This is a genomic window from Pseudomonas allii, from assembly GCF_055380095.1.
Genome location: NZ_AP039450.1, coordinates 2,557,065 through 2,575,507 on the forward strand (window position 1 = coordinate 2,557,065; position 18,443 = coordinate 2,575,507).

The 18,443-nt window shown below is 61.7% G+C and carries 21 protein-coding genes; 15 read left to right on the forward strand and 6 right to left on the reverse strand.

Translation table 11 applies throughout. The features are described from left to right. The first annotated feature begins 3 nt into the window (after nucleotides 1-3). Genes ACZ445_RS11700 through ACZ445_RS11725 form a run of 6 tightly spaced genes read left to right on the forward strand, consistent with a single transcriptional unit; the run spans nucleotide 4 to nucleotide 5,537 of the window. A complete protein-coding gene (locus ACZ445_RS11700) occupies nucleotides 4-708 on the forward strand; it encodes an energy transducer TonB family protein (RefSeq protein ID WP_464705203.1) in 705 nt (234 codons plus the stop codon). A 43-nt stretch (nucleotides 709-751) separates the two neighbouring features. Further along, the gene (locus tag ACZ445_RS11705) at nucleotides 752-2,452 is read left to right on the forward strand and encodes a putative porin (RefSeq protein ID WP_464708342.1); all 1,701 of its coding nucleotides are present in this window, start codon (nucleotides 752-754) and stop codon (nucleotides 2,450-2,452) included. Between the two features lie 18 nt (nucleotides 2,453-2,470). After that, complete coding sequence (locus ACZ445_RS11710) at nucleotides 2,471-3,097, forward strand: DNA repair protein (RefSeq protein ID WP_464708344.1); 627 nt, start codon at nucleotides 2,471-2,473, stop codon at nucleotides 3,095-3,097. A 20-nt stretch (nucleotides 3,098-3,117) separates the two neighbouring features. Beyond that, a complete protein-coding gene (locus ACZ445_RS11715; RefSeq protein WP_183133336.1) occupies nucleotides 3,118-3,570 on the forward strand; it encodes a YbjN domain-containing protein in 453 nt (150 codons plus the stop codon). After that, nucleotides 3,567-4,508, forward strand: coding sequence for a peptidylprolyl isomerase (locus ACZ445_RS11720; protein WP_464708345.1), 942 nt, complete (start codon nucleotides 3,567-3,569; stop codon nucleotides 4,506-4,508). Before ACZ445_RS11715 ends, ACZ445_RS11720 begins: the two co-directional genes overlap by 4 nt. 51 nt (nucleotides 4,509-4,559) lie before the next feature. Then, nucleotides 4,560-5,537, forward strand: coding sequence for a LysR family transcriptional regulator (locus ACZ445_RS11725; RefSeq protein WP_464708346.1), 978 nt, complete (start codon nucleotides 4,560-4,562; stop codon nucleotides 5,535-5,537). A 73-nt stretch (nucleotides 5,538-5,610) separates the two neighbouring features. Here the strand turns inward: ACZ445_RS11725 and ACZ445_RS11730 are convergent, their stop codons facing one another. Continuing rightward, complete coding sequence (locus tag ACZ445_RS11730) at nucleotides 5,611-6,477, reverse strand: LysR family transcriptional regulator (protein WP_058424687.1); 867 nt, start codon at nucleotides 6,475-6,477, stop codon at nucleotides 5,611-5,613. Between the two features lie 93 nt (nucleotides 6,478-6,570). On the opposite strand from ACZ445_RS11730, the gene ACZ445_RS11735 reads away from it, so the two are divergent. The 4 genes from ACZ445_RS11735 to ACZ445_RS11750 are packed head-to-tail and all read left to right on the forward strand — an operon-like array spanning nucleotide 6,571 to nucleotide 9,253. Then, nucleotides 6,571-7,119 carry a DUF4865 family protein gene (locus ACZ445_RS11735; RefSeq protein ID WP_058424688.1) on the forward strand — a complete coding sequence of 183 codons (549 nt, stop codon included), beginning with the start codon at nucleotides 6,571-6,573 and terminating at the stop codon, nucleotides 7,117-7,119. 47 nt (nucleotides 7,120-7,166) lie between these two features. Then, a complete protein-coding gene (locus ACZ445_RS11740) occupies nucleotides 7,167-7,721 on the forward strand; it encodes a histidine phosphatase family protein (protein ID WP_464708348.1) in 555 nt (184 codons plus the stop codon). Between the two features lie 45 nt (nucleotides 7,722-7,766). Next, nucleotides 7,767-8,522 (forward strand): precorrin-6A synthase (deacetylating), encoded by a 756-nt coding sequence (gene cobF, locus ACZ445_RS11745; protein ID WP_058424690.1) that lies wholly within the window; start codon nucleotides 7,767-7,769, stop codon nucleotides 8,520-8,522. Between the two features lie 11 nt (nucleotides 8,523-8,533). Further along, nucleotides 8,534-9,253, forward strand: coding sequence for an alpha/beta hydrolase (locus ACZ445_RS11750; RefSeq protein ID WP_464708349.1), 720 nt, complete (start codon nucleotides 8,534-8,536; stop codon nucleotides 9,251-9,253). Between the two features lie 68 nt (nucleotides 9,254-9,321). On the opposite strand, the gene ACZ445_RS11755 is transcribed toward ACZ445_RS11750, so the two are convergent. Both ACZ445_RS11755 and ACZ445_RS11760 read right to left on the reverse strand, forming a co-directional pair. Continuing rightward, nucleotides 9,322-9,876 (reverse strand): DcrB/PsbP domain-containing protein, encoded by a 555-nt coding sequence (locus ACZ445_RS11755; protein ID WP_058424692.1) that lies wholly within the window; start codon nucleotides 9,874-9,876, stop codon nucleotides 9,322-9,324. A gap of 72 nt (nucleotides 9,877-9,948) precedes the next feature. Then, entirely contained in the window at nucleotides 9,949-11,757 is a 1,809-nt protein-coding gene (locus ACZ445_RS11760) for a monovalent cation:proton antiporter-2 (CPA2) family protein (protein WP_464708351.1), read from the reverse strand. A 243-nt stretch (nucleotides 11,758-12,000) separates the two neighbouring features. Here ACZ445_RS11760 and ACZ445_RS11765 point away from each other — a divergent pair, with 243 nt between their 5' ends. Beyond that, nucleotides 12,001-12,366: a type II toxin-antitoxin system RelE/ParE family toxin gene (locus ACZ445_RS11765; protein ID WP_179040690.1), complete on the forward strand. Its 366-nt coding sequence runs from the start codon at nucleotides 12,001-12,003 to the stop codon at nucleotides 12,364-12,366. After that, nucleotides 12,359-12,664, forward strand: coding sequence for an XRE family transcriptional regulator (locus ACZ445_RS11770; protein ID WP_058424695.1), 306 nt, complete (start codon nucleotides 12,359-12,361; stop codon nucleotides 12,662-12,664). Before ACZ445_RS11765 ends, ACZ445_RS11770 begins: the two co-directional genes overlap by 8 nt. A 45-nt stretch (nucleotides 12,665-12,709) precedes the next feature. Here ACZ445_RS11770 and ACZ445_RS11775 read toward each other — a convergent pair whose 3' ends face one another. Then, nucleotides 12,710-13,612 (reverse strand): EamA family transporter, encoded by a 903-nt coding sequence (locus tag ACZ445_RS11775; RefSeq protein WP_179029670.1) that lies wholly within the window; start codon nucleotides 13,610-13,612, stop codon nucleotides 12,710-12,712. A gap of 209 nt (nucleotides 13,613-13,821) precedes the next feature. Here ACZ445_RS11775 and ACZ445_RS11780 point away from each other — a divergent pair, with 209 nt between their 5' ends. The 3 genes from ACZ445_RS11780 to ACZ445_RS11790 all read left to right on the forward strand — a co-directional run bounded on the left by ACZ445_RS11780 (nucleotide 13,822) and on the right by ACZ445_RS11790 (nucleotide 17,640). Beyond that, on the forward strand, nucleotides 13,822-14,619 hold the full coding sequence (locus ACZ445_RS11780) for an AraC family transcriptional regulator (protein WP_058424697.1): 798 nt from the start codon (nucleotides 13,822-13,824) through the stop codon (nucleotides 14,617-14,619). Nucleotides 14,620-14,722: 103 nt separating this feature from the next. Beyond that, nucleotides 14,723-16,276, forward strand: coding sequence for a DUF726 domain-containing protein (locus tag ACZ445_RS11785; RefSeq protein WP_464708352.1), 1,554 nt, complete (start codon nucleotides 14,723-14,725; stop codon nucleotides 16,274-16,276). Nucleotides 16,277-16,317: 41 nt separating this feature from the next. Further along, nucleotides 16,318-17,640, forward strand: coding sequence for an Nramp family divalent metal transporter (locus ACZ445_RS11790; RefSeq protein WP_464708353.1), 1,323 nt, complete (start codon nucleotides 16,318-16,320; stop codon nucleotides 17,638-17,640). 23 nt (nucleotides 17,641-17,663) lie between these two features. On the opposite strand, the gene ACZ445_RS11795 is transcribed toward ACZ445_RS11790, so the two are convergent. Further along, on the reverse strand, nucleotides 17,664-18,041 hold the full coding sequence (locus ACZ445_RS11795) for a type II toxin-antitoxin system VapC family toxin (RefSeq protein WP_310863958.1): 378 nt from the start codon (nucleotides 18,039-18,041) through the stop codon (nucleotides 17,664-17,666). Continuing rightward, complete coding sequence (locus ACZ445_RS11800) at nucleotides 18,038-18,397, reverse strand: type II toxin-antitoxin system Phd/YefM family antitoxin (RefSeq protein WP_310863957.1); 360 nt, start codon at nucleotides 18,395-18,397, stop codon at nucleotides 18,038-18,040. Before ACZ445_RS11800 ends, ACZ445_RS11795 begins: the two co-directional genes overlap by 4 nt. Nucleotides 18,398-18,443 lie beyond the last annotated feature (46 nt).

Consider the following 18,443-nt stretch of genomic DNA (forward strand, 5'->3'; position numbering starts at 1 on the left):
GTCATGACTGCACAGATCCCGATTGCACCACTGCCTGTGAAAAACACGCCGCCGTTGCGCCCATTGAAGTGGGGCGCCGGCCTGTTGCTGGGCGCCGTGGCGGCCTGGTTCTTGTGGCAGTGGGCCAATGACATGAGCGGCGTGCGCCGTGAAGCGCCGAAGGTGCCGACGATTATCCCGTTGCCGCCGCCACCACCGCCACCGCCGGAAAAGCCCAAGGAGCCCGAACCCCAGGTCGAAGAAAAAGTCCCGGAACCAGTGCCGAGCCCCGAACCCGAGGAGGTCAAGCCGGCCGAGGAAGCGCCGCCTTCGCCTAATGAAGACTTGGCCAACCCGATGCAGATCGATGGCGACGCCCAGTCCGGCAATGACGGTTTCAACATCGGTGCCGGCAAGGGCGGTGGCATGGCCGGCAGCGGTGGCGGTGGGTTGGGAACCGGTACCTACAAACAGTGGCTGGCCGGCACCTATCAACGGTTGATGCGCGAGGACCCTGAGCTGCGCAAGAAGGCCTTCTCGATACAGATAGACCTGTGGTTGGGCGCCGATGGCCAGGTCACCAAGGCACTGGTGGCCAAGTCCAGCGGGGATGCCGAGACCGATGCGCAGATGCTCGCCTTGATCCAGGCGCCGCGTGCCACGCAGAAACCACCGGCGTCGCTGACGCTGCCCATGCGCCTGTCCCTCAAGGGCCGGCGCCCGGATTGATTGAATCCTTTTTCCAACGGTTTTTTACAGGAGTTGCGTACACATGATTTCCCCCGTGAATCGACTGACCCTGGCGGTCGGCATGGTCATCGCGACCCTGGTCGGCCAGGCGGCTGCGGCCCCGGTCGCGCCCTCGGAAAACGTCACCATCAACCTGATCCGCCTGCTGGTGCAGCAGGGCGTGCTGACCCAGGACACCGCCAACGGGCTGATTGCCCAGGCCGAAAAAGAAGCCCAGCAGGCGCGCCAGGCCAATGCCGCGCCGGTGGTGGCCGCAGGCCCGACCGCAGCCCCCGGCGATGTGCGGGTGCAATACGTGCCGCAGGCGGTGAAGGATCAGATTCGTGACCAGGTCAAGGCCGAGGTCATGGCCACCGCCAAGCAGGAAAACTGGGCCCAGCCCAATACCTTTCCGGACTGGATCTCGCGCATCAGCTTTGACGGCGACATCCGTCTGCGCGACGAATCGCGTTACTTCTCGGGCAACAACAGCAACAACATCACGGACTTCGCGAAGGTCAATGACACTGGCCCCTATGACGTCAACAAGAACTCCAACACCAAGTTCCCACCCTTGCTCAACACCCGCGAGGACCGTGAAAACCTGTTCCGCCTGCGCGCACGCCTGGGCATGAAAGCGGTGCTCTCGCCGGACTGGACTGCCGGTATCCGCATCGCCACCGGCTCTGACAATAACCCGGTGTCCACCACCCAGACCCTGGGCGGCGGCTTCGGCAAAAAAGATATCTGGCTGGACCAGGGCTATCTGACCTGGACCACCACCGACTACATGAAGTTGACCGCCGGGCGTATCGGCAACCCGTTCTATTCCACTGACATGATGTATTCCAACGACCTCAATTTCGACGGTGTGGCTGCTATCTTCAACCACTCCCTCAACAGCGAATGGGGCGTGTTCGGCACGCTCGGCGCCTTCCCGATCGAATACACCTCCGACACCGCCAGCGCCAACGGCATCGACAAGGAAGACAGCGAGACCAAGTGGCTGTTTGGCGGGCAGATTGGCGCGGACTGGAAGATCAATCGCAGCAACCGTCTCAAGCTGGCCGCGGCCTATTACCAGTTCCAGGACATCGAAGGCGAGCGCTCCAGCCCTTGCGCGCCTTGGGCGGGTGCGGCGGGTTGCGACACCGACGGCACGCGGGTGGCGTTCATGCAAAAAGGCAACACGGTGTTCAACCTGCGCAACAACACCACCAACCCGGCCGACCCGGCGAAAACGCCGGACCCTCAATTCGTCGGCCTGGCGTCCAAGTTCAATGTGCTGGACCTCAACCTGGTCTGGGACAGCGAGTTGCCCAGCGACTTCAAGCTGCGCACCCAGGGCAACTTCATTCACAACCTGGCCTACGACAAGGGCGAGATGCTCAAGCGCAGTGAAGGCGAGATCGTCAACAACATCAACAGCAAGGGCCAGTTTGAAAGTGGCGGCAATGCGCTGATGGTCTCGTTCACCCTCGGCAGCGCGCTGGAGATGCGCAAGCGCGGCGACTGGAACGTGCTGGCCGGCTACAAGTACATCCAGCCCGACGCCTTGCCCGACGGCTTCAACGATTCCTCGTTCCACCTGGGCGGCACCAACGCCAAGGGCTACTTCATCGGCGCCAACTACGGCATCGAAAAGAACATCTACGCCAGTGCGCGTTGGTTGAGCGCGTCCGAAGTCTACGGCCAGCCGTTCGAAGTCGATGTGATGCAACTGGAACTCAACACGCGCTTTTGATGCGCAGGGAGATGCCACATGAACACGCGAATCTGCGGGTTGTTACTGCTGCTGGTCGCCACCGGCGCGTCAGCTGAAGGCATGGAGGAACGCCTGCGCACGCAACTGCGCAGCACCACCCAGCAACTGCAGGCCCTGCAAAGCGAGCAGGCCCAGGCCAGCGCCGCGCGCCTCGCTGCGGAGAACCAGGCCAAGCAGGCCCAGGCGCAAATCAAGCAACTGACGGCCGAGCTGGACAAGGCCCGTGGCGTGGCCGAGCAGATGGCCGGCCAGCAACAGAGCCTGCACAGCCAGGAGCAGGCCCAGGTGGCGGCCAGCAATGAGCAGATCGGCAAGTTCAAGAAGGCCTATGACGAACTGCTGGTGCTGGCCAAGGGCAAAGAGGCTGAGCGTGCGCGCTTGCAGGCACAACTGAGCGAACGTGACACACAAGTGCAGCAATGTTCAGTCAAGAATCAACAGATGTACGGCGTGGCCCAGCAGTTGCTCACGGCCTACGAAAAAATCGACGTGGCCGAGGTGATGAGTATCCGCCAGCCGTTCGCCAGCAGCGCACGGGTCAAGTTCGAGGAACTGGCCCAGGGCTTTGGCGACGATTTGTACAAGAGCCGTTTCGACGCGCCCCAGGCAACCGCCAATCATTGATAGACAGGGAAGAGATCTCCATGAGCGAATTGATCACCAGCGTCACCACCCAGAGCCTCACCGAGTTGTTGCAGGAAGCGGGCTACCGGGTCAACCAGACTGAGCAAAACGGCATCGTGCAATTGCTCAGCGCCAGCCAGGGCATCGGCTTTGCGGTGCGTTTCGGCAACCCGGCGGCAGAGCAGGGCGCCTATGTGGATTTCACTTACAGCTGCGCACTGCGGATCCAGGGCGAATTGCCCGAAGGTCTGGCCCAGGTGTGGAACGCCTCGCGACGTTTTGCACGGTTGTCGGTGCAGGGCGAATTCCTGCTGATGGAAATGGACGTGGTGGTGGCCGGTGTCGGCGCTACGCACCTGCGCAGCCAGTTGGAGTTGTGGGACCGTCTGTTGCAGGAATTTATCGTCTACCTGCGTGAGTACAGCCAGCAGGCCGCGCAGTTGCAGGCTGAAGCCGAGGCGCCGGTATTGTGAAAAAGCCAACCCTGATGGTCGGCGCGGGCGCGCTGGCCTTGCTGGTGGTGGCGGTGGGCTTGAGCCTACGGCCGGGCAGCGACCCGGTGGCGGCGCAGCAACCGGCGCCGGTGACCAACCCTATACCCGTCGGACCGGCGGTGGCCCGCTTGGGCAATCAGCAGATCGACCTGACGGAACTGAAAACCGTGCTGGCCAGCCTGCCTGCCGAGTCCCGCGAACAATTGCGCGGCAACCGTGGCGCGCTGGAAACCTGGATTCGTTCGCGCCTGGCGCAAAAGGCCGTGCTCGAACAGGCCGACGCCCAGGGCTGGCGCCAGCGCCCGGACGTGGAGCAGCAAACCCGCGCCGCCGCCGAGCAGATTGTATTTCGCGACTACATGTTGTCGGTCAGCCAGGTGCCGGCCGACTACCCCAGCGCCGCCGAATTGCAGCAGGCGTACGACAGCGGCAAGTCGCAGTGGGTGACGCCGCCGTTGTACCGCGTGAGCCAGATTTTCCTCGCGGTGAATGACCCGCAGGCCGTCGACAGTGTGCGCCGTCAGGCCCAGGAGTTGAGCCGTCGCGCCCAGGCGGCACCGAATGATTTCGCCGCCCTGGCTACGCAGTTTTCCCAGGACACCGACTCCGCCGCACGCGGTGGCGACTCGGGCATGCAGCCATTGCAGCAACTGGTGCCGCAAGTGCGCAGTGCGGTGTCGCGCCTCAAGGTCGGTGCCGTGTCGGACGTGGTGCAAAGCGCGGCGGGGTTCCATGTGCTCAAGCTCACCGGCCAGCAACCGGCGCGCACCGCGACCCTCGACGAACTGCGTGAACGCCTGACCCAGGCCCTGCGTGCCCAGCGCCAGGAACAGATCGCCAAGGCTTACCTCGAAGGCATGCTCAATACCGCCACCCTGAGTATCGACGGCGCCGAGCTGAACAAAGTGCTGGAGTAACACGCGTCAACCCGCATTGGATGCACAGACCAACAAGACAGGGAGTCTCCCATGGCATTTCTAGAACCGTCTGCCCCCCAGGGGCCCTCCGTTTATCGCGCGCCAACCGAGGGCCGCAGCAGTTGGCTGGCCCTGGCCCATGAGATCGACCCGGAAGTGGCGCGCTACTTCCTGGTGAGTGCGCGCTGCGGTTGTTTCATGCAGGCGGCGCGCAGTTTGAATATCAAGGCGACGCTGTTGCGCAAGCGTCTGGCGCAGCTGGAGGAACACCTGCGGCATTCGCTGTTCAGCTACCAGGGCAATGGTTTGGTGCTCAGTCGCGATGGCCAGCAGTTGCAAGCGCAGCTGATTGCCCTGGCCCATGAACGACGCTTGCCGGTGATGGAGCAGCCGTTGATTCGGCTGGCGGTGGCTGAGCCGATCCTGCATGACATCCTTGGGCGTGACTTGATCGCCTTGCTGCGCCGCAATGCCAGCGTGCGCCTGGAGATCATCTCCATCGACAGCCAGTTGTCGTTGCAGGCGGTGGATGTGGACGTGGTGCTGTGGCTGTCGGACGCTGACGGCCCGCTGCCTGGCCCGAGCTTTTCCACCGAGCCGCCTCGGGCATTGGCGCGTTTGCAGTACTTGCCGCATATCGCCAAGCGTTATTCGCGTTTGACCACACGGCCGGACAGTGTGGAGGACCTCGACGATTACATGCTGGTGCAATGGCAGCCGGATGCGCAGGTGGGGGCTTTACAGGCGTGGAACCAGGTGGTGCAGCAGCGCCTGGCGGCAGTGGTGCAGGTGCATGCGTATTCGCTGATGCTGGAGATGATCCGTTGTGGCGCGTGCATTGGGTTGCTGCCGCATTACATGAGCAGTTTCGACCGGGGGCTGGTGGCGTTGCCGGGGTTGCTGGATGAGCGTATGCAGCGCCAGGTGTGGTTGGCGGTGAATGCGCAGGTGCGGAATGAGGAGGCGGTGCGGATGATTGTGGAACTGATCGTCGGCACCTTTGAAGGTCGGCGGGAGTGGTTTGACTGACAGATTTCTCTTGGGCAACCCAATCCCACTGTGGCGAGCGGGGGAAGCCCGCTCGCCACAAAAAACAGTTATTTCAGTGTTGCAGCACGCCGCGAAAGGTCGCGCTCAAGGCACGCAGTGTCTCCCTTGAGCGCACATCGGTGATGCGGCTGTAAAGCACCACCTCACTCACCGGCAACGGTGGCAGGCCGTATTGCTCGCTCACATCTACCGCGCCAGACGGTGCCACGCGGCGGGCGAGGGCGGCGACGCCCAATCCGGCGCTGACGGCGGCACCGACGGCCATGACGCCGCCGCCCACGAAGACTTCGGTCCAGTCGATGCGCGCAGCGTCCAGTGCGCGGGTCGCCAGGTGGCGCACGCCGCAGGGTGCAGCCATGGTCGCCATGCGCAGGGGCGTGCCTGGCGCGTGTTGCCAGGTGGGGGCCGCGAACCAGCCGAAGCGTTCCACCGCCAGCACTTCACCGTCCTGGCGGTCGCCTTCGTTGCGTACGATCACGGCGTCCAACTCGTTGCGATCAAAGGCGGCAACCAGGTCGCGGGAGGAGGCGATGCGCACTTCGAGGATCACCAACGGGTCGTAGGCGGCCAGGCGGCTGAGCCAGGCCGGCAGGTCGGGGCCGGCCACGTGGTCGCTGATGCCAATGATCAGGCGCCGGGGCGTGTGAGCTGCCATGTCGCCCAAGGCGCGTTCATGGGCATTGAGCAGGGCGCGGGCGGCGATGATGAACTGTTCGCCTTGGGGCGATAGCCGTACATGGCGAGGCGTGCGCTCGAGCAGGCGGTAGCCGAGGCGCTCTTCCAGGCGTTTGAGCTTGAGGCTGATGGCAGCCTGGGAAGTGTCGAGGGCTTCGGCGGCGCGGGTGAAACTGGCGAAATCGGCGACCAGCACGAAGGCCTGGACGGTATCGATATCCAACGGTCTGAATGCGTCAGTCATATTCAATCCTTATCGCACATATATCGGCTGATATCTTGTTGAAATCATCGTCGCTGCGCAAGCTGAACGCTCATCTTGCACAGGAGTTCTCGCATGTTTGCCAAACAGTATTCTCACCGCCTGCCAGCTGACTACGACATGGGCGTGATTCACCGGCGCGCCGCGCAATTGGGGCCGCTGTGGGATGACGCCGAGGGGTTGTTGTTCAAGGCGTTTATTGCCCGGGAGCACGGGGGCAAGGTGTATTCGTCGGTGTACCTGTGGGCCGACCCGTTGCAGGCCGCTGACTTTTTATTGGGCGAGCGCTTCCAGAAGGTGCTCGACAGCTTTGGTCGCCCGCATATCGAGAGTTGGTTGCCGCTGGATGTACAACGTGGCCCGGCGCAGGGAGCAGTGAGTTTGTACCGCGAGGAATGGCCACTGGAGCCGGGCGCGGACAGGGCGGCGACCTTGGCCGAGGGGAAACGGCGCAATCAGCAGTTGGCCGATAGTGCGCAGACTTTTGCGGTGTTCCTGGCGCTGGATGTGCAAGCGTGGCGGCTGGTGCGCGTCACCTTGTCGGCCAAGGCACTTGACGCAGAGCACCCGGGGACGGGTTACCAAGTGCTCTATCTGGCACAAGGCGTTGCGCGACTGGGATAACTGCGCCAGTCTTGGTGGCCTCATTCCCTTGGTCTAAGCACGTTGCGATGCAAACCACACGTCTGACACTCATTTGCCATGCCCTCACGCTCCTGCAAAAACAGGGGCGTTTCTGCGATGACGAGCCGGTGGCGATCGATTGGCAGGGCGCGGCCGGCTCCCTCGCCGGGCGTTATAGGAAAAAGCCGCGTTTACTCTGCGCTCCGGAGCTGCGTACTCGGCAGACGGCTGGCTTGTTCGGTAATGACGCTGTGATCGAAGACGCCCTGCGCGACGCCGACTTCGGCCAGTGGAAAGGACAGCCCATCAGCCAACTCAATAGTGATGAGTTGAATACCTGGCTCACCGACAGCACCTTTGCGCCCCAGGGTGGGGAGTCAGTCGATGAAGTGTGTGCACGTGTAGCGCAGTGGCTGGAAACCCTTGAATCCCAACCCGGCCATATTGTCGCCATCACCCACCCCTTTGTGATCCGCGCCGCGCTGTTGCAGGTGATGGAGTTTCCGCTGTCGATGTTCTACCGCATCGACGTCGAACCGTTGTCCGCCACGGAACTGCGCTTCAAAAATGTCTGGCGCCTGCGCCTGGAAACTCACGCCTGAGCGCCTGAACATGGCAAAATCCACGCCCCGCACTGAGAGCAACCCATGAAACGCATCCTGATCATCGGCATTGGCGCCGGCAACCCTGACTACATCACGATGCAGGCCGTGAAGGCGCTCAACCGCACCGACGTGTTTTTCCTGATGGACAAGGGCCAGAGCAAAGACAAGTTGATCGACCTGCGTCGCGAGATCTGCGAGACCTACATCACCGAGCCGGGCTATCGCTTCGTGGAGGCTGAGTGCCCTGAGCGTGTGCGCGGCGATATCGACTACACCACCGCCGTGCGCGACCTGAACCGTGACAAGCAGCAGACCTTCGAGCGCATGATCAATGAAGAAATGGCCGACGGTGAAGTAGGTGCTTTCCTGGCGTGGGGCGACCCGGCGTTGTACGACAGCACCATCCGCATTTTGCAGGCGATTCTGGCCAGTGGCCGCTGCACCTTCGAGTTCGAGGTGATCCCCGGTATCACCAGCGTGCAGGCCCTGGCCGCACAGCACAAAGTGGCGCTGAACCGCATCGGCAAGTCGGTCGAGATCACCACCGGGCGCCGTCTGGCGGCGGGGCAGGCGAGTGATGCGGACACCCTGGTGGTGATGCTCGATGCGGAAGATTCCTACCGCACCGTGGCCGATCAGGGCCTGGACATCTACTGGGGCGCCTACCTGGGCACGCCGGATGAGATCCTTATCAGTGGCAAGGTCAGTGAGGTGGCAGAAGAAATCGAACGGGTGCGCAAGGCGGCGCGCCTGGAGAATGGCTGGATCATGGACACTTATCTGCTGCGCAAACCCTGAGGTCACGTCCCATGCTCAAACTGTTTGCCCTGGCACTGACCCTGGTGGTCGGCGTCGCCCATGCCGACGACACATTGCACACCGACTTGCCGTTGTCGTACCTGGAGCAGACCCAGGGCGATGCGCGCAACCAGCCGCTGGTGATTTTCCTGCACGGTTTTGGCAGCAACGAGGAAGACCTGTTCGGCATCAAGGACATGCTGCCTTCGACCTGGACTTACCTGTCGGCTCGTGCGCCGATGCCGGTGGACCCGCATGGCTATCGCTGGTTTGCCAGGAAGCCCGGTGATGGCGATTACGATGGCGAGACCGCCGACCTGCAACGCAGCGCCCGGTTGATCGAAGACTTTGTCGGCAAAGCCACCGCCAAGTACCACACCCAGCCGGATCGGGTGTTCCTGGTGGGCTTCAGTCAGGGCGCGATCATGTCGTACGAGGTGGGGTTGCGTCGGCCAGAACTGCTGCGTGGGATTGCGGCCTTGAGTGGCAGCTTGCTGCCGGTGCTCAAGGCTGAGCTGACGCCGGATGCGTCACTGGGCAAGTTGGCGATTTTCATTGGCCACGGCACCTTGGACCAGGCGCTGCCTTATGCGTCGGCCACTCGAGCGAATGAGGTGTTGACGGGACTGGGGTTGAAGCCGGAGTTCCACGGGTATCCGGGCATGCCGCATACCATCAGTGAAGCGCAAGTGCAGGACCTGAAAGCCTGGCTGGAAAAAAGCCTGAATTAAACACGGTCAAACCTTGTGGGAGGGGGCTTGTTCCCTCCCACATTTGGATCGGGTTGTCTGGAAGACGGTTATTTCCCGCCGGTAATCTGCTTCACCAGCGCCGCATGCCCCTTCGCATCATCCGCCCGCGAGATTGCCTGGATCACCAGCAGGTGGTTGCCCGAACCGCCCAGGAACGTCGAATTCAGGGTCTTGCCGCCGCCCTGGGTGGCGGTGCTGTCCACCTGGCGCAGGCCCAGGCCTTTGAAGGTCAGCTTCTTTTCGCTCTGTTTCTTGAAGTCCGGCAGGGCGGCGCTCTGGTCCTTGACGAAGCCGGCCACGGCGCCGTCCAGGAATTTCGCGTCGTTATCCCCAATGGTCAGCCCATCGTTGCGCACGGTTTCGGCGACGATCACTACACTTTTGGTGGTCTGGTTGGCGTACATCGTGCCTTGGGTATCGGCAGTGCCATCCTCGGCCTTGCCGGCCGGCAGGGTGTCGGCGGCGTAGGCCTTGGGCAGGTTGAAGGTGAACTTGCCGCCCAGGGTGGAGATGGTTTGGGTGGTCGGCTTGGACGCGGCGAACACGCTGCTGGCGGTTAGCGCGAGGGCCAGCAGGACGGCGGTCTTGGTGAAGGTGGCCATGAAGCGCTCCAGGGATGAACGAGATTGCGGCGTATTCTGTCAGAAAAATCGCAATCTCGTTCACCGGCAGCCTCACAGCTTGTCGGACTCTTCCTCCAGTCGATCCATCTCAAACAGCCGTGCCAGTTCTGCCCGTGCTTCCTGGGCGGTTTGCATCACCTTGGCCGCGTCGTCGTACACCGCGTGTTGTGCGGCCAGCACTTGCAGGTCGTGGTTCTTGAAGCGGGTGATGCGCGCATCGGCCTGGGCCTGGCTCAAGCCGAGGCCCACCAGGGTGCGGCGGCTCATTTCCAGGCTGGAATAGAAGGTTTCGCGCACCGGCGAGGCGTCCAGGTCGACCAGGCGGTGCACGTGCTGGCGGTTACGTGCACGGGCGATGATCTGCATGTGCGGGTAGAGGTTACGCACCAGTTCAGCGGTCTTGATGTTGATCTCCGGGTCGTCCATGGCGATCACGAAGAATTCCGCCTGGTCGACCTTGGCCGCGTGCAGGATCTCGGGGCGTTGCGGGTCGCCGTAGAACACCGGCATGCCACCGAAGCTGCGGGTCAGCTCGATGGTTTCCACCGACGTGTCCAGGGCGATGAACGAGATGTTCTGTGCACGCAGGATCCGCGCCACGATCTGGCCCATACGGCCCATGCCGGCGATCACCACGCGCGGTGCATCGCTTTCGATGGTGCGGTATTCCTCGGGCACTTCCACCGGCTTGACCTTGGGCTTGAACAGCTTCGGGCACACCAGCAGCAACAGCGGCGTCACCGCCATGGACAGGGTGATGGTCAGCACCAGCACGTCGTAGAGGTGTGGTTCGAACAGGCCCTGGTCGCGGCCGATCTTGAACACCACGAAGGCAAATTCACCGCCGGCCGCCAGCACCACGCCCAGGCGCAAAGCGCTTTCGCGGTTGAGGTCACCCACCAGCCGGCCCACCGCGTACAGCAGTGGCAGTTTCAAACCGATCAACAGCAGGGTCAGGCCAATCACCACCAGGGGCGAGCTGAACAGCAGGCTGAGGTTGGCGCCCATGCCCACGCTGATAAAGAACAACCCCAGCAGCAGGCCCTTGAACGGTTCGATCTGGGATTCCAGTTCGTGGCGGTACTCCGAGTCCGCCAGCAGCAGGCCGGCGAGGAAGGCGCCGAGGGCCATGGACACGCCCACCAATTCCATCAACCACGCCGTACCAATCACCACCAGCAGCGCGGTGGCGGTGGACACTTCACGCAGGCCGGTCTTGGCCACGATGCGAAATACCGGCCGCAACAGGTAGCGTCCGCCGATGATCACCACGGCGATGCTGCCGAGGATCTGCAGCACGTGTTGCAGGCCCTGGGCTTCGGTGGTCGGGTGATCGCTGCCGGCCAGCAGCGGCACCATGGCGATCAGCGGGATCGCGGCGATGTCCTGGAACAGCAGGATGGCAAAGGCCAGGCGACCGTGGGGCTGGTTCAGCTCCTTGCGTTCGGCCAGGCTTTGCAGGCCAAAGGCGGTGGACGACAGCGCCAGGCCCAGGCCCAGCACGACGGCGCTGTTCCACGACTGGCCAAACAGCCACAACGCCACCACGCCCATCACCAGGCCGGTCAGCAGCACCTGCGCCAGGCCGACGCCGAACACCGCCTTGCGCATCACCCATAGACGCTTGGGTGACAGTTCCAGGCCGATGATGAACAGCAGCAACACCACCCCCAGCTCGGAGAACTGCGCGACACTCTGCGGGTTGCCGATCAGGCCCAGCACCGACGGGCCGATGATCACACCGGCAAACAGATAGCCCAGCACCGCGCCCAGTTGCAGGCGTTTGGCCAGAGGCACGGTCAGCACGGCGGCGAGCAGGAACACCACGGCTGCTTGTAACAGGTTGCCTTCATGGGGCATTGAGAACTCCAGGATCTTTAAAACCAATCAACAGGCAGGTATTAGAGCGCTTTTTACATTTCGATAATTGTGTTTTTGCGGCGTAGGAGGGGGATGGCGCAGTGTTTTTCAAGGGCGCGAGCGTTCTGCCGGTGCAGTGGAAGGATGTACAAACAATTTCCCAAGCGCCGCAGGTGGAAGGCCTCGCAGTTCGTCTCCTAAGTTTTATGCTCTTGAGTTTATATTCCATGGGTGGCATATTTCATGAGCTGGGACGTTGAATACACGGATGAATTCGGAGGCTGGTGGGAGAATCTGGGAACAAAGGAACAAGTTTCCGTATCCGCTAGCGTTGATCTGCTGGGGCTTTTAGGTCCAGGCCTGGGTTTTCCCCACAGCAGCGATATCAAGGGCTCCCGGCATGGCAACCTGCGGGAACTGCGCATACAGCACGCCGGTCGGCCGTTTCGAGTGCTGTATGCCTTTGATCCACGCCGATGTGCGTTGTTGCTGATTGGTGGAGACAAGACAGGGCGACACCGATGGTATGAGGAACACGTCCCGATGGCAGAAAAGCTATATGACGTGCATTTGGAAACATTGCGTAAAGAGGGCCGTAACCATGGCTAAGAAATTCGCTGAGCTTCAAGCGGGCATGACGCCGCAAGACCGTGCCGAAGCCAAGCTGTTGTTCCAGCAACACCTGCGGGAAATGCCGCTGCATGAGTTGCGCAAAGCCCAGCAGTTGAGCCAGCAGAGCCTGGCGAAGGCGTTGAATATCAACCAGGCGGCCGTCTCCAAGATGGAACGTCGCACAGACATGTACATCAGCACGTTGCGCGACTACATCCGTGCGATGGGGGGCGAGTTGGAAATCATCGCAACCTTCCCCGATGGCCAGGTCAAGATCGATAATTTCGCGTATTGAAAACATTGCAAAAGCCCGGCGCGTGCCGGGCTTTGTTTTATCCGGCTATTTATCGCCTTGCATGACCGCAGGTTGCCCGACCGATGCGAGGTTCGCCGGCCGGCGATACAACCCCACCGCCAAGCCGGCGACGATGATCCCGATCGAGATCAGGTTCGGCGTGGCAATGCGCTCATCCAGGATCAGCATCGAACTGGTAATGCCGAATACCGGAATCAGCAACGACAGCGGCGCAACGGTGGACACCGGGTACAGCTTGAGCAGCGAGTTCCAGCCCCAGTAGGCAAAGTGCGTGGCGAGGTACACCTGGAACAGGATCGATAGGATCGCCGTCAGATCGAGACTGCTTTGCAAACCTTCGAACGCGGCGCTGCCGTGCAGCAGCCAAGCGGTGAGGAACAGCGGGATCGGCGGGATCAGGCTGGCCCAGACCATGAACGAGAAGATCTCCTTGACCGCGGATGTCTTGATGATCACGTTGCCGATGCTCCAGGCCACCGCACTGAGGACGATCAGCATGACGCCCAGCACCGCGTGGTTGCCTTGCTGGGTGGAGATGATGCCCGCCAGGCCGATCAAGGCCAGTACGGCGCCGATCATCTGGGCGCCACGGATCTTCTCCTTGAACAGCACAAAGCCCCAGCCCATGGTGAAGAACACGCTGAGTTGAATGATCAGCGAAGCAATACCCGGGCTCACGCCCACCTGGATGCCGTAGTTGATCACACCCCACATGCCCAGCCCGAAGATAAAACCGTAGGCGGCCACGTAGCTGAACTTGACGGCGGGGCGCTTGATAAAAAACACCAGCGGCAAGGCGGCCAGGGCGAAACGGATACCCGTGAGCACAAACGGGTCGATGGCACGCAGGCCCAGCTTGGTGATGGGGAAGTTGACCCCCCACACCAGGGTGACGAGCACGGCGAGTGACAAATGCTTTTTCAGCATGGACCCTCCTTGGGTCAGGCGGCACAGCGCAGTTGCAATGTGCCGCCGGAAAGTCAGTTCAAGGCGAACCGTTTTTGCATCAGGCACAGCCCGGCGATTTCCATTTCCGGATACCCCTTCGAACGAACCCAACTTGGGAAGCGGCGATTCTAGGGGTTAGATAATTGGCCCGCTTGCTATGTAAGGTCATGCTTTGACAAAATCGGGCCATGTCGCCGACCTTCACCTTATCCCCTTACGAACCCGATAGCCCCGAAGCGGTGGTGACGCTGCGCGAGTACCCGTCCGGCACGGTGTTCCCACGCCACACCCACCGGCGCGGGCAGTTCGCCTACGCGTCCACCGGCGCGTTGAAGATGTTCACTGACCTGGGCAGCTGGGTGGTGCCGCCACAGAGGGCAATCTGGGTGCCGGGTGGGGTGTCGCACGAAATGCACATGCGCGGCGACGTGGTGATGCTCAATACCTACCTGGATGACGACGCGGCCCGGCGCGCCGGGTTGCAGGACTATTGCCAGGTGTTCGGTGTGTCGCCACTGCTGCGTCACTTGCTGGAGGCGGCGCTGGCGATCGGGCCATCCGCCTCGCCCAGCGTGCGCGATTGCTGCGTGTTGACCCTGCTGATCGATGAAATCGGCGCCATGCCCGAGTTGCCGCTGAGTGCGCCGCTGCCTTCCGAATCACGCCTGGCCCGATCTTGCCAGCGCTTCCTGGAGGCGCCCACGCAGAAAGTCTCCATCGGCGACATGGCCGACTGGTCGAGCATGAGCCGGCGCACCTTTACCCGTAACTTCCGTGAATGCACCGGCATGACCTTTGTTTCGTGGCGCCAGCAGGTGTGCTTGCTGGAGGCTACGGCGCGGCTCAGTCATGGCTCGTCCATCACCGATGTGGCGTTTGAATTGGGGTTCAGCAGTTCCAGTGCGTTCACCTCGGTGTTTCGTCGCAACCTGGGCGACTCACCGGCGCGTTACCTGGCCAAGTCCAAGGCCGCTTCCCTATTCTGAAAGGAGGAGGGCGCCAACCGGGTGCCTTTTCCCCGAGCGATACGGCGATGAGCCTCGCCCTTTGTTACTATCGCTGTCCCTTGTCGCCAGGAGTCACTGCCCCATGCAGCACCAGTGGGATGAAATGCACCGCACCCGCAAGCCCACGTTCGTACTGTGCGGCGAGCCTCAGGGCGACGTGCTCAATCTCTATGTTCACGGTTATTCGGCGTTCTTCAATCGGCAACAACTGGGTGGCTTCAAGGAGCAGTTGGCGAGTATCGAAGGTTCGACCAACCTGATGCTGTTCTGGCCGGCCGGGCATTTCCTGGAAAATCTGTTTGCACCCTTCAAGGAGGTGATCGGCGCAGTGCTGGGCGGCGGCAGCCTGGGCGCGGCGACCGTCGGGGTGGGCAAGGCGATTGCCTATTTTCTCGATCACTACAAAAGCGTCGAGGCGCGGGTGGACGAAGTCGCCAAAAGCCTGTTGCCGGAACTGGCCAACTACCTGCACGGTGAATCCCTTGATGTGCGGCGTATCAACCTGATCGGCCATTCCCTGGGTGCGCGGATCCTGGTCAAGAGCTTGCTCGCCAGCCCCGAAACCGCCCGTGAGCTGCCGTTGGACAACCTGTTGTTGATGGGCGGCGCGATCTGCACGTCGAGCCCGTGGGACGTGGTGTCGGCGCCGCTCAAGGGGCGAGTGATCAACTGCCATTCCAGCAAGGACTGGGCCTTGGCCATAAAGCCGGACACCGAACGCTGTATCGGCCGTTATGCGATCCCGGTGACACCGGCGCTCAAGGCCAAGGTCACCAACGTGCACCTGGCGACTTTCGATCACGCCGCCTATTGGCCGCAGTTACAGGCGGTGGTGCAGTACACCGACCTGCTGCATGAACGGCGCGGCATGATCCGCTCCGACCAGCGCAGTGCTGAAGTGCGTTTTGCCGAGGAGGACATCGATTTGTTCCCGGCGCTGGTGCAGGCACGGCCGGAAGAGGTGAAGTTCCTCGCCGAATTGATGGCGCAAAAACGCAGTGCATCGATAGACGCCACGGTGCGCGAGCCGCTCAAGCTGGCGATTGAGCTGCAACGCATGGGTGGCGATACCTTCATGAACCTGGCCCGTGGGCATGGCGTGGGTTACCGCCAGATCGCCGAAGATGTATCGCAGCGGCTGGGGATCAAGTTCGACGAGCCGCTGGATACGGTCGCACTGGCCGATCTCGAAGCCCGGGTCGCCGAGAAACTCATCGAACAGTACAAGGACAAACTCAGCAACACGGACCGACAGGTGTTCGACGCAGAACTCAAAGCGGCCGCGCAAAAGGAGCAGGGCTTGTTCAGCCGTTTTGACGTAGGCCGTTCGGCTGCCACTGCGTTGAGCGGCACGGCGTTGGCCGGGCTCACCGGTTTTATCCTGCGCCGTGGCGCGGCCACGGCAATCCCGGTTGTGGGTCAGGCGTTGGCGGCGGCGATGCTGGTGGTGAGCGGCGTGCGAGCATTTTCCGGCCCGGCGTATTCGATCACCACGTTGGCCGTGCTGGTGATCGGCGTGATTCGCCAGCGCATGGCGCGTGAAGCGCTGAACCAGGAGATGGACCTGGTGGTGCAGGTAGTGGAGGCATTCGACCTGCCACGGGACACGGTGATGCGCACGGTCGTGTCCGACTGATAAGCTGCATCCTTGTCTTGTATGTTTGCCTGGGATACCGCGTGAAATTCAGCCTGCCGAAAATTGCTACCGCCCCGTTCTGCCCGCCGGAAGTGGCCGGCTCCGTCTCCGTGGACCCCAAGGCTTCGTTCTTCAAGCGCATGTTGATGTTCGCCGGCCCCGGCTTGCTGGTCTCCATCGGCTATATGGACCCGGGTAATTGGGCCACAGCCATCGAGGCCGGTTCGCGCTATGGCTACAGCCTGTTGTTCGTGGTGTTGCTGGCCAGCCTGGCCGGGATGGCGGTGCAGTGCCTGTGCTCGCGGCTGGGCATCGCCACCGGCAAAGACCTGGCGCAGCTGTGCCGTGAGCGCTACAGCAAGGGCTCCGCTCGTACCCAATGGGTGCTGGCGGAAATCTCCATCATCGCCACCGACCTTGCCGAAGTGCTGGGCTGTGCCCTGGCATTCCATTTGCTGCTGGGGGTCTCGCTGACAACCGGCATCGTGATCACCGCCTTTGACACGCTGTTGGTCCTGGCCCTGCAGAATCGTGGTTTCCGGCGCCTGGAAGCGATCATGCTGGCGCTGGTGGCGACCATCGGCGTGTGTTTCTTCATCGAGTTGGTGCTGATCAAACCTTACTGGCCCGACGTGTTCAGTGGTTTCACTCCGTCACTCTCCGCGATCAGCGACGCCGCGCCGTTGTACCTGGCCATCGGTATCCTCGGGGCCACGGTGATGCCCCATAACCTCTACCTGCACAGCTCCATCGTGCAAACCCGTCTGATCGGCAAGGACCTCGCCAGCAAGCAGGACGCGGTCAAACTGGCGCGCATCGACACCATCGGTTCATTGGCCCTGGCGCTGCTGGTCAACGCAGCGATCCTGATTCTTGCCGCCGCCGCTTTCCACAAGACCGGCCACACTGACGTGGTCGAGATCCAGGACGCCTACCACCTGCTCGACCCACTGGTGGGCGGTGTCTTGGCCAGTATCCTGTTCGGCATTGCGCTGTTGGCCTCCGGGCAAAGCTCCACCTTTACCGGCACCATCGCCGGGCAGGTGATCATGGAGGGCTACCTCAACCTGCGCATTCCCTGCTGGCAACGCCGCCTGATCACCCGTGGGCTGGCGCTGATTCCGGCGTTTGTGGGGGTATGGCTGATGGGCGACGATGCCATCGGCAAGCTACTGATCCTCAGCCAGGTGGTACTCAGCCTGCAGTTGCCATTCGCGCTATATCCGTTGATCCGCATGACCGGCGATAAACAGCTGATGGGGCCATTCGTGAATCGGCTGCCGACGCGGTTGCTGGCGTGGTTTCTGTTTGCGCTGATCAGTGGGGCGAATGCGTGGTTGATTGGGCAGTGGGTGTTTGGTTGAGGTGGTGCTGTCGTCGAGATGAGTTAGACCAGGATCGCCAAGGACGTGTATTGGGCGATGCCTGGATCGGCGGTCAATAGCCTCATGGGTTCGCTCATGGCTGTCGCAACAATGAGTCGATCGAAAGGGTCCTTGTGATGGTGCTCGAGATCCTTGACCGCGATGGCATGTTCCGAGGTGACGGGCAGTTCGACAAATCCGCTTTCCAGGCAGTACTCACGGATTTCCTCCAGGTCTACGGTGAGTTTCCCCAGGCCGACCTTGATTGCCATCTCCCAGAATGTCGCAGCGCTGATGTAAACCTCTGCTGCGTTCTCGATCAGCTTCCTGGCGTTGCTGGATAGCCTGGGGTCCTCCGTCAGGGTCCATAGCAGGATGTGGGTGTCTAGCAGCACTCTCATGCAGGCTTGCCTTCGAAGGCATCCAGCAGATCGTCAGGCAAAGGAGCGTCGAAATCTTCGGGAATGATGAGCTTGCCTTTCATGGCACCGATTCTGCGTCCCTTGGATTTCCCCATGGGCACTAGCTGTGCCATCGCACGTCCATGCTTGGCAATAGTGATGACTTTGCCGGCAGCGGCCTCATCTACCAGTTTTGACAGATTGTTTTTCGCTTCGCCCAAAGGAACCGTGATCATGTGGTTATCCCCATATTTTGGCCAAATATAGCCAAAACTGGGTGCGCTATCAAAGACGGCCAGACCACTGGCGGACGCGGCACGCTCAGATCGCGATGGTTTGTGATACGTGACTTTCATGGCTGTTCTCTAAAGGAAGATGTGGCGAAAGTCTGCCGTAATAGGC

Bases quoted from the DNA above. Each gene is read 5' to 3' on its own strand.
- ACZ445_RS11700 (WP_464705203.1), top strand. From the start codon at position 4: ATGACTGCACAGATCCCGATTGCACCACTGCCTGTGAAAAACACGCCG.
- ACZ445_RS11725 (WP_464708346.1), top strand. From the start codon at position 4,560: ATGGCATTTCTAGAACCGTCTGCCCCCCAGGGGCCCTCCGTTTATCGC.
- cobF (WP_058424690.1), top strand. From the start codon at position 7,767: ATGAAACGCATCCTGATCATCGGCATTGGCGCCGGCAACCCTGACTAC.
- ACZ445_RS11715 (WP_183133336.1), top strand. From the start codon at position 3,118: ATGAGCGAATTGATCACCAGCGTCACCACCCAGAGCCTCACCGAGTTG.
- ACZ445_RS11765 (WP_179040690.1), top strand. From the start codon at position 12,001: ATGAGCTGGGACGTTGAATACACGGATGAATTCGGAGGCTGGTGGGAG.
- ACZ445_RS11710 (WP_464708344.1), top strand. From the start codon at position 2,471: ATGAACACGCGAATCTGCGGGTTGTTACTGCTGCTGGTCGCCACCGGC.
- ACZ445_RS11800 (WP_310863957.1), bottom strand. From the start codon at position 18,397: ATGAAAGTCACGTATCACAAACCATCGCGATCTGAGCGTGCCGCGTCC.
- ACZ445_RS11760 (WP_464708351.1), bottom strand. From the start codon at position 11,757: ATGCCCCATGAAGGCAACCTGTTACAAGCAGCCGTGGTGTTCCTGCTC.
- ACZ445_RS11770 (WP_058424695.1), top strand. From the start codon at position 12,359: ATGGCTAAGAAATTCGCTGAGCTTCAAGCGGGCATGACGCCGCAAGAC.
- ACZ445_RS11740 (WP_464708348.1), top strand. From the start codon at position 7,167: ATGCAAACCACACGTCTGACACTCATTTGCCATGCCCTCACGCTCCTG.
- ACZ445_RS11785 (WP_464708352.1), top strand. From the start codon at position 14,723: ATGCAGCACCAGTGGGATGAAATGCACCGCACCCGCAAGCCCACGTTC.
- ACZ445_RS11795 (WP_310863958.1), bottom strand. From the start codon at position 18,041: ATGAGAGTGCTGCTAGACACCCACATCCTGCTATGGACCCTGACGGAG.
- ACZ445_RS11730 (WP_058424687.1), bottom strand. From the start codon at position 6,477: ATGACTGACGCATTCAGACCGTTGGATATCGATACCGTCCAGGCCTTC.
- ACZ445_RS11775 (WP_179029670.1), bottom strand. From the start codon at position 13,612: ATGCTGAAAAAGCATTTGTCACTCGCCGTGCTCGTCACCCTGGTGTGG.
- ACZ445_RS11750 (WP_464708349.1), top strand. From the start codon at position 8,534: ATGCTCAAACTGTTTGCCCTGGCACTGACCCTGGTGGTCGGCGTCGCC.
- ACZ445_RS11705 (WP_464708342.1), top strand. From the start codon at position 752: ATGATTTCCCCCGTGAATCGACTGACCCTGGCGGTCGGCATGGTCATC.
- ACZ445_RS11755 (WP_058424692.1), bottom strand. From the start codon at position 9,876: ATGGCCACCTTCACCAAGACCGCCGTCCTGCTGGCCCTCGCGCTAACC.
- ACZ445_RS11780 (WP_058424697.1), top strand. From the start codon at position 13,822: ATGTCGCCGACCTTCACCTTATCCCCTTACGAACCCGATAGCCCCGAA.
- ACZ445_RS11735 (WP_058424688.1), top strand. From the start codon at position 6,571: ATGTTTGCCAAACAGTATTCTCACCGCCTGCCAGCTGACTACGACATG.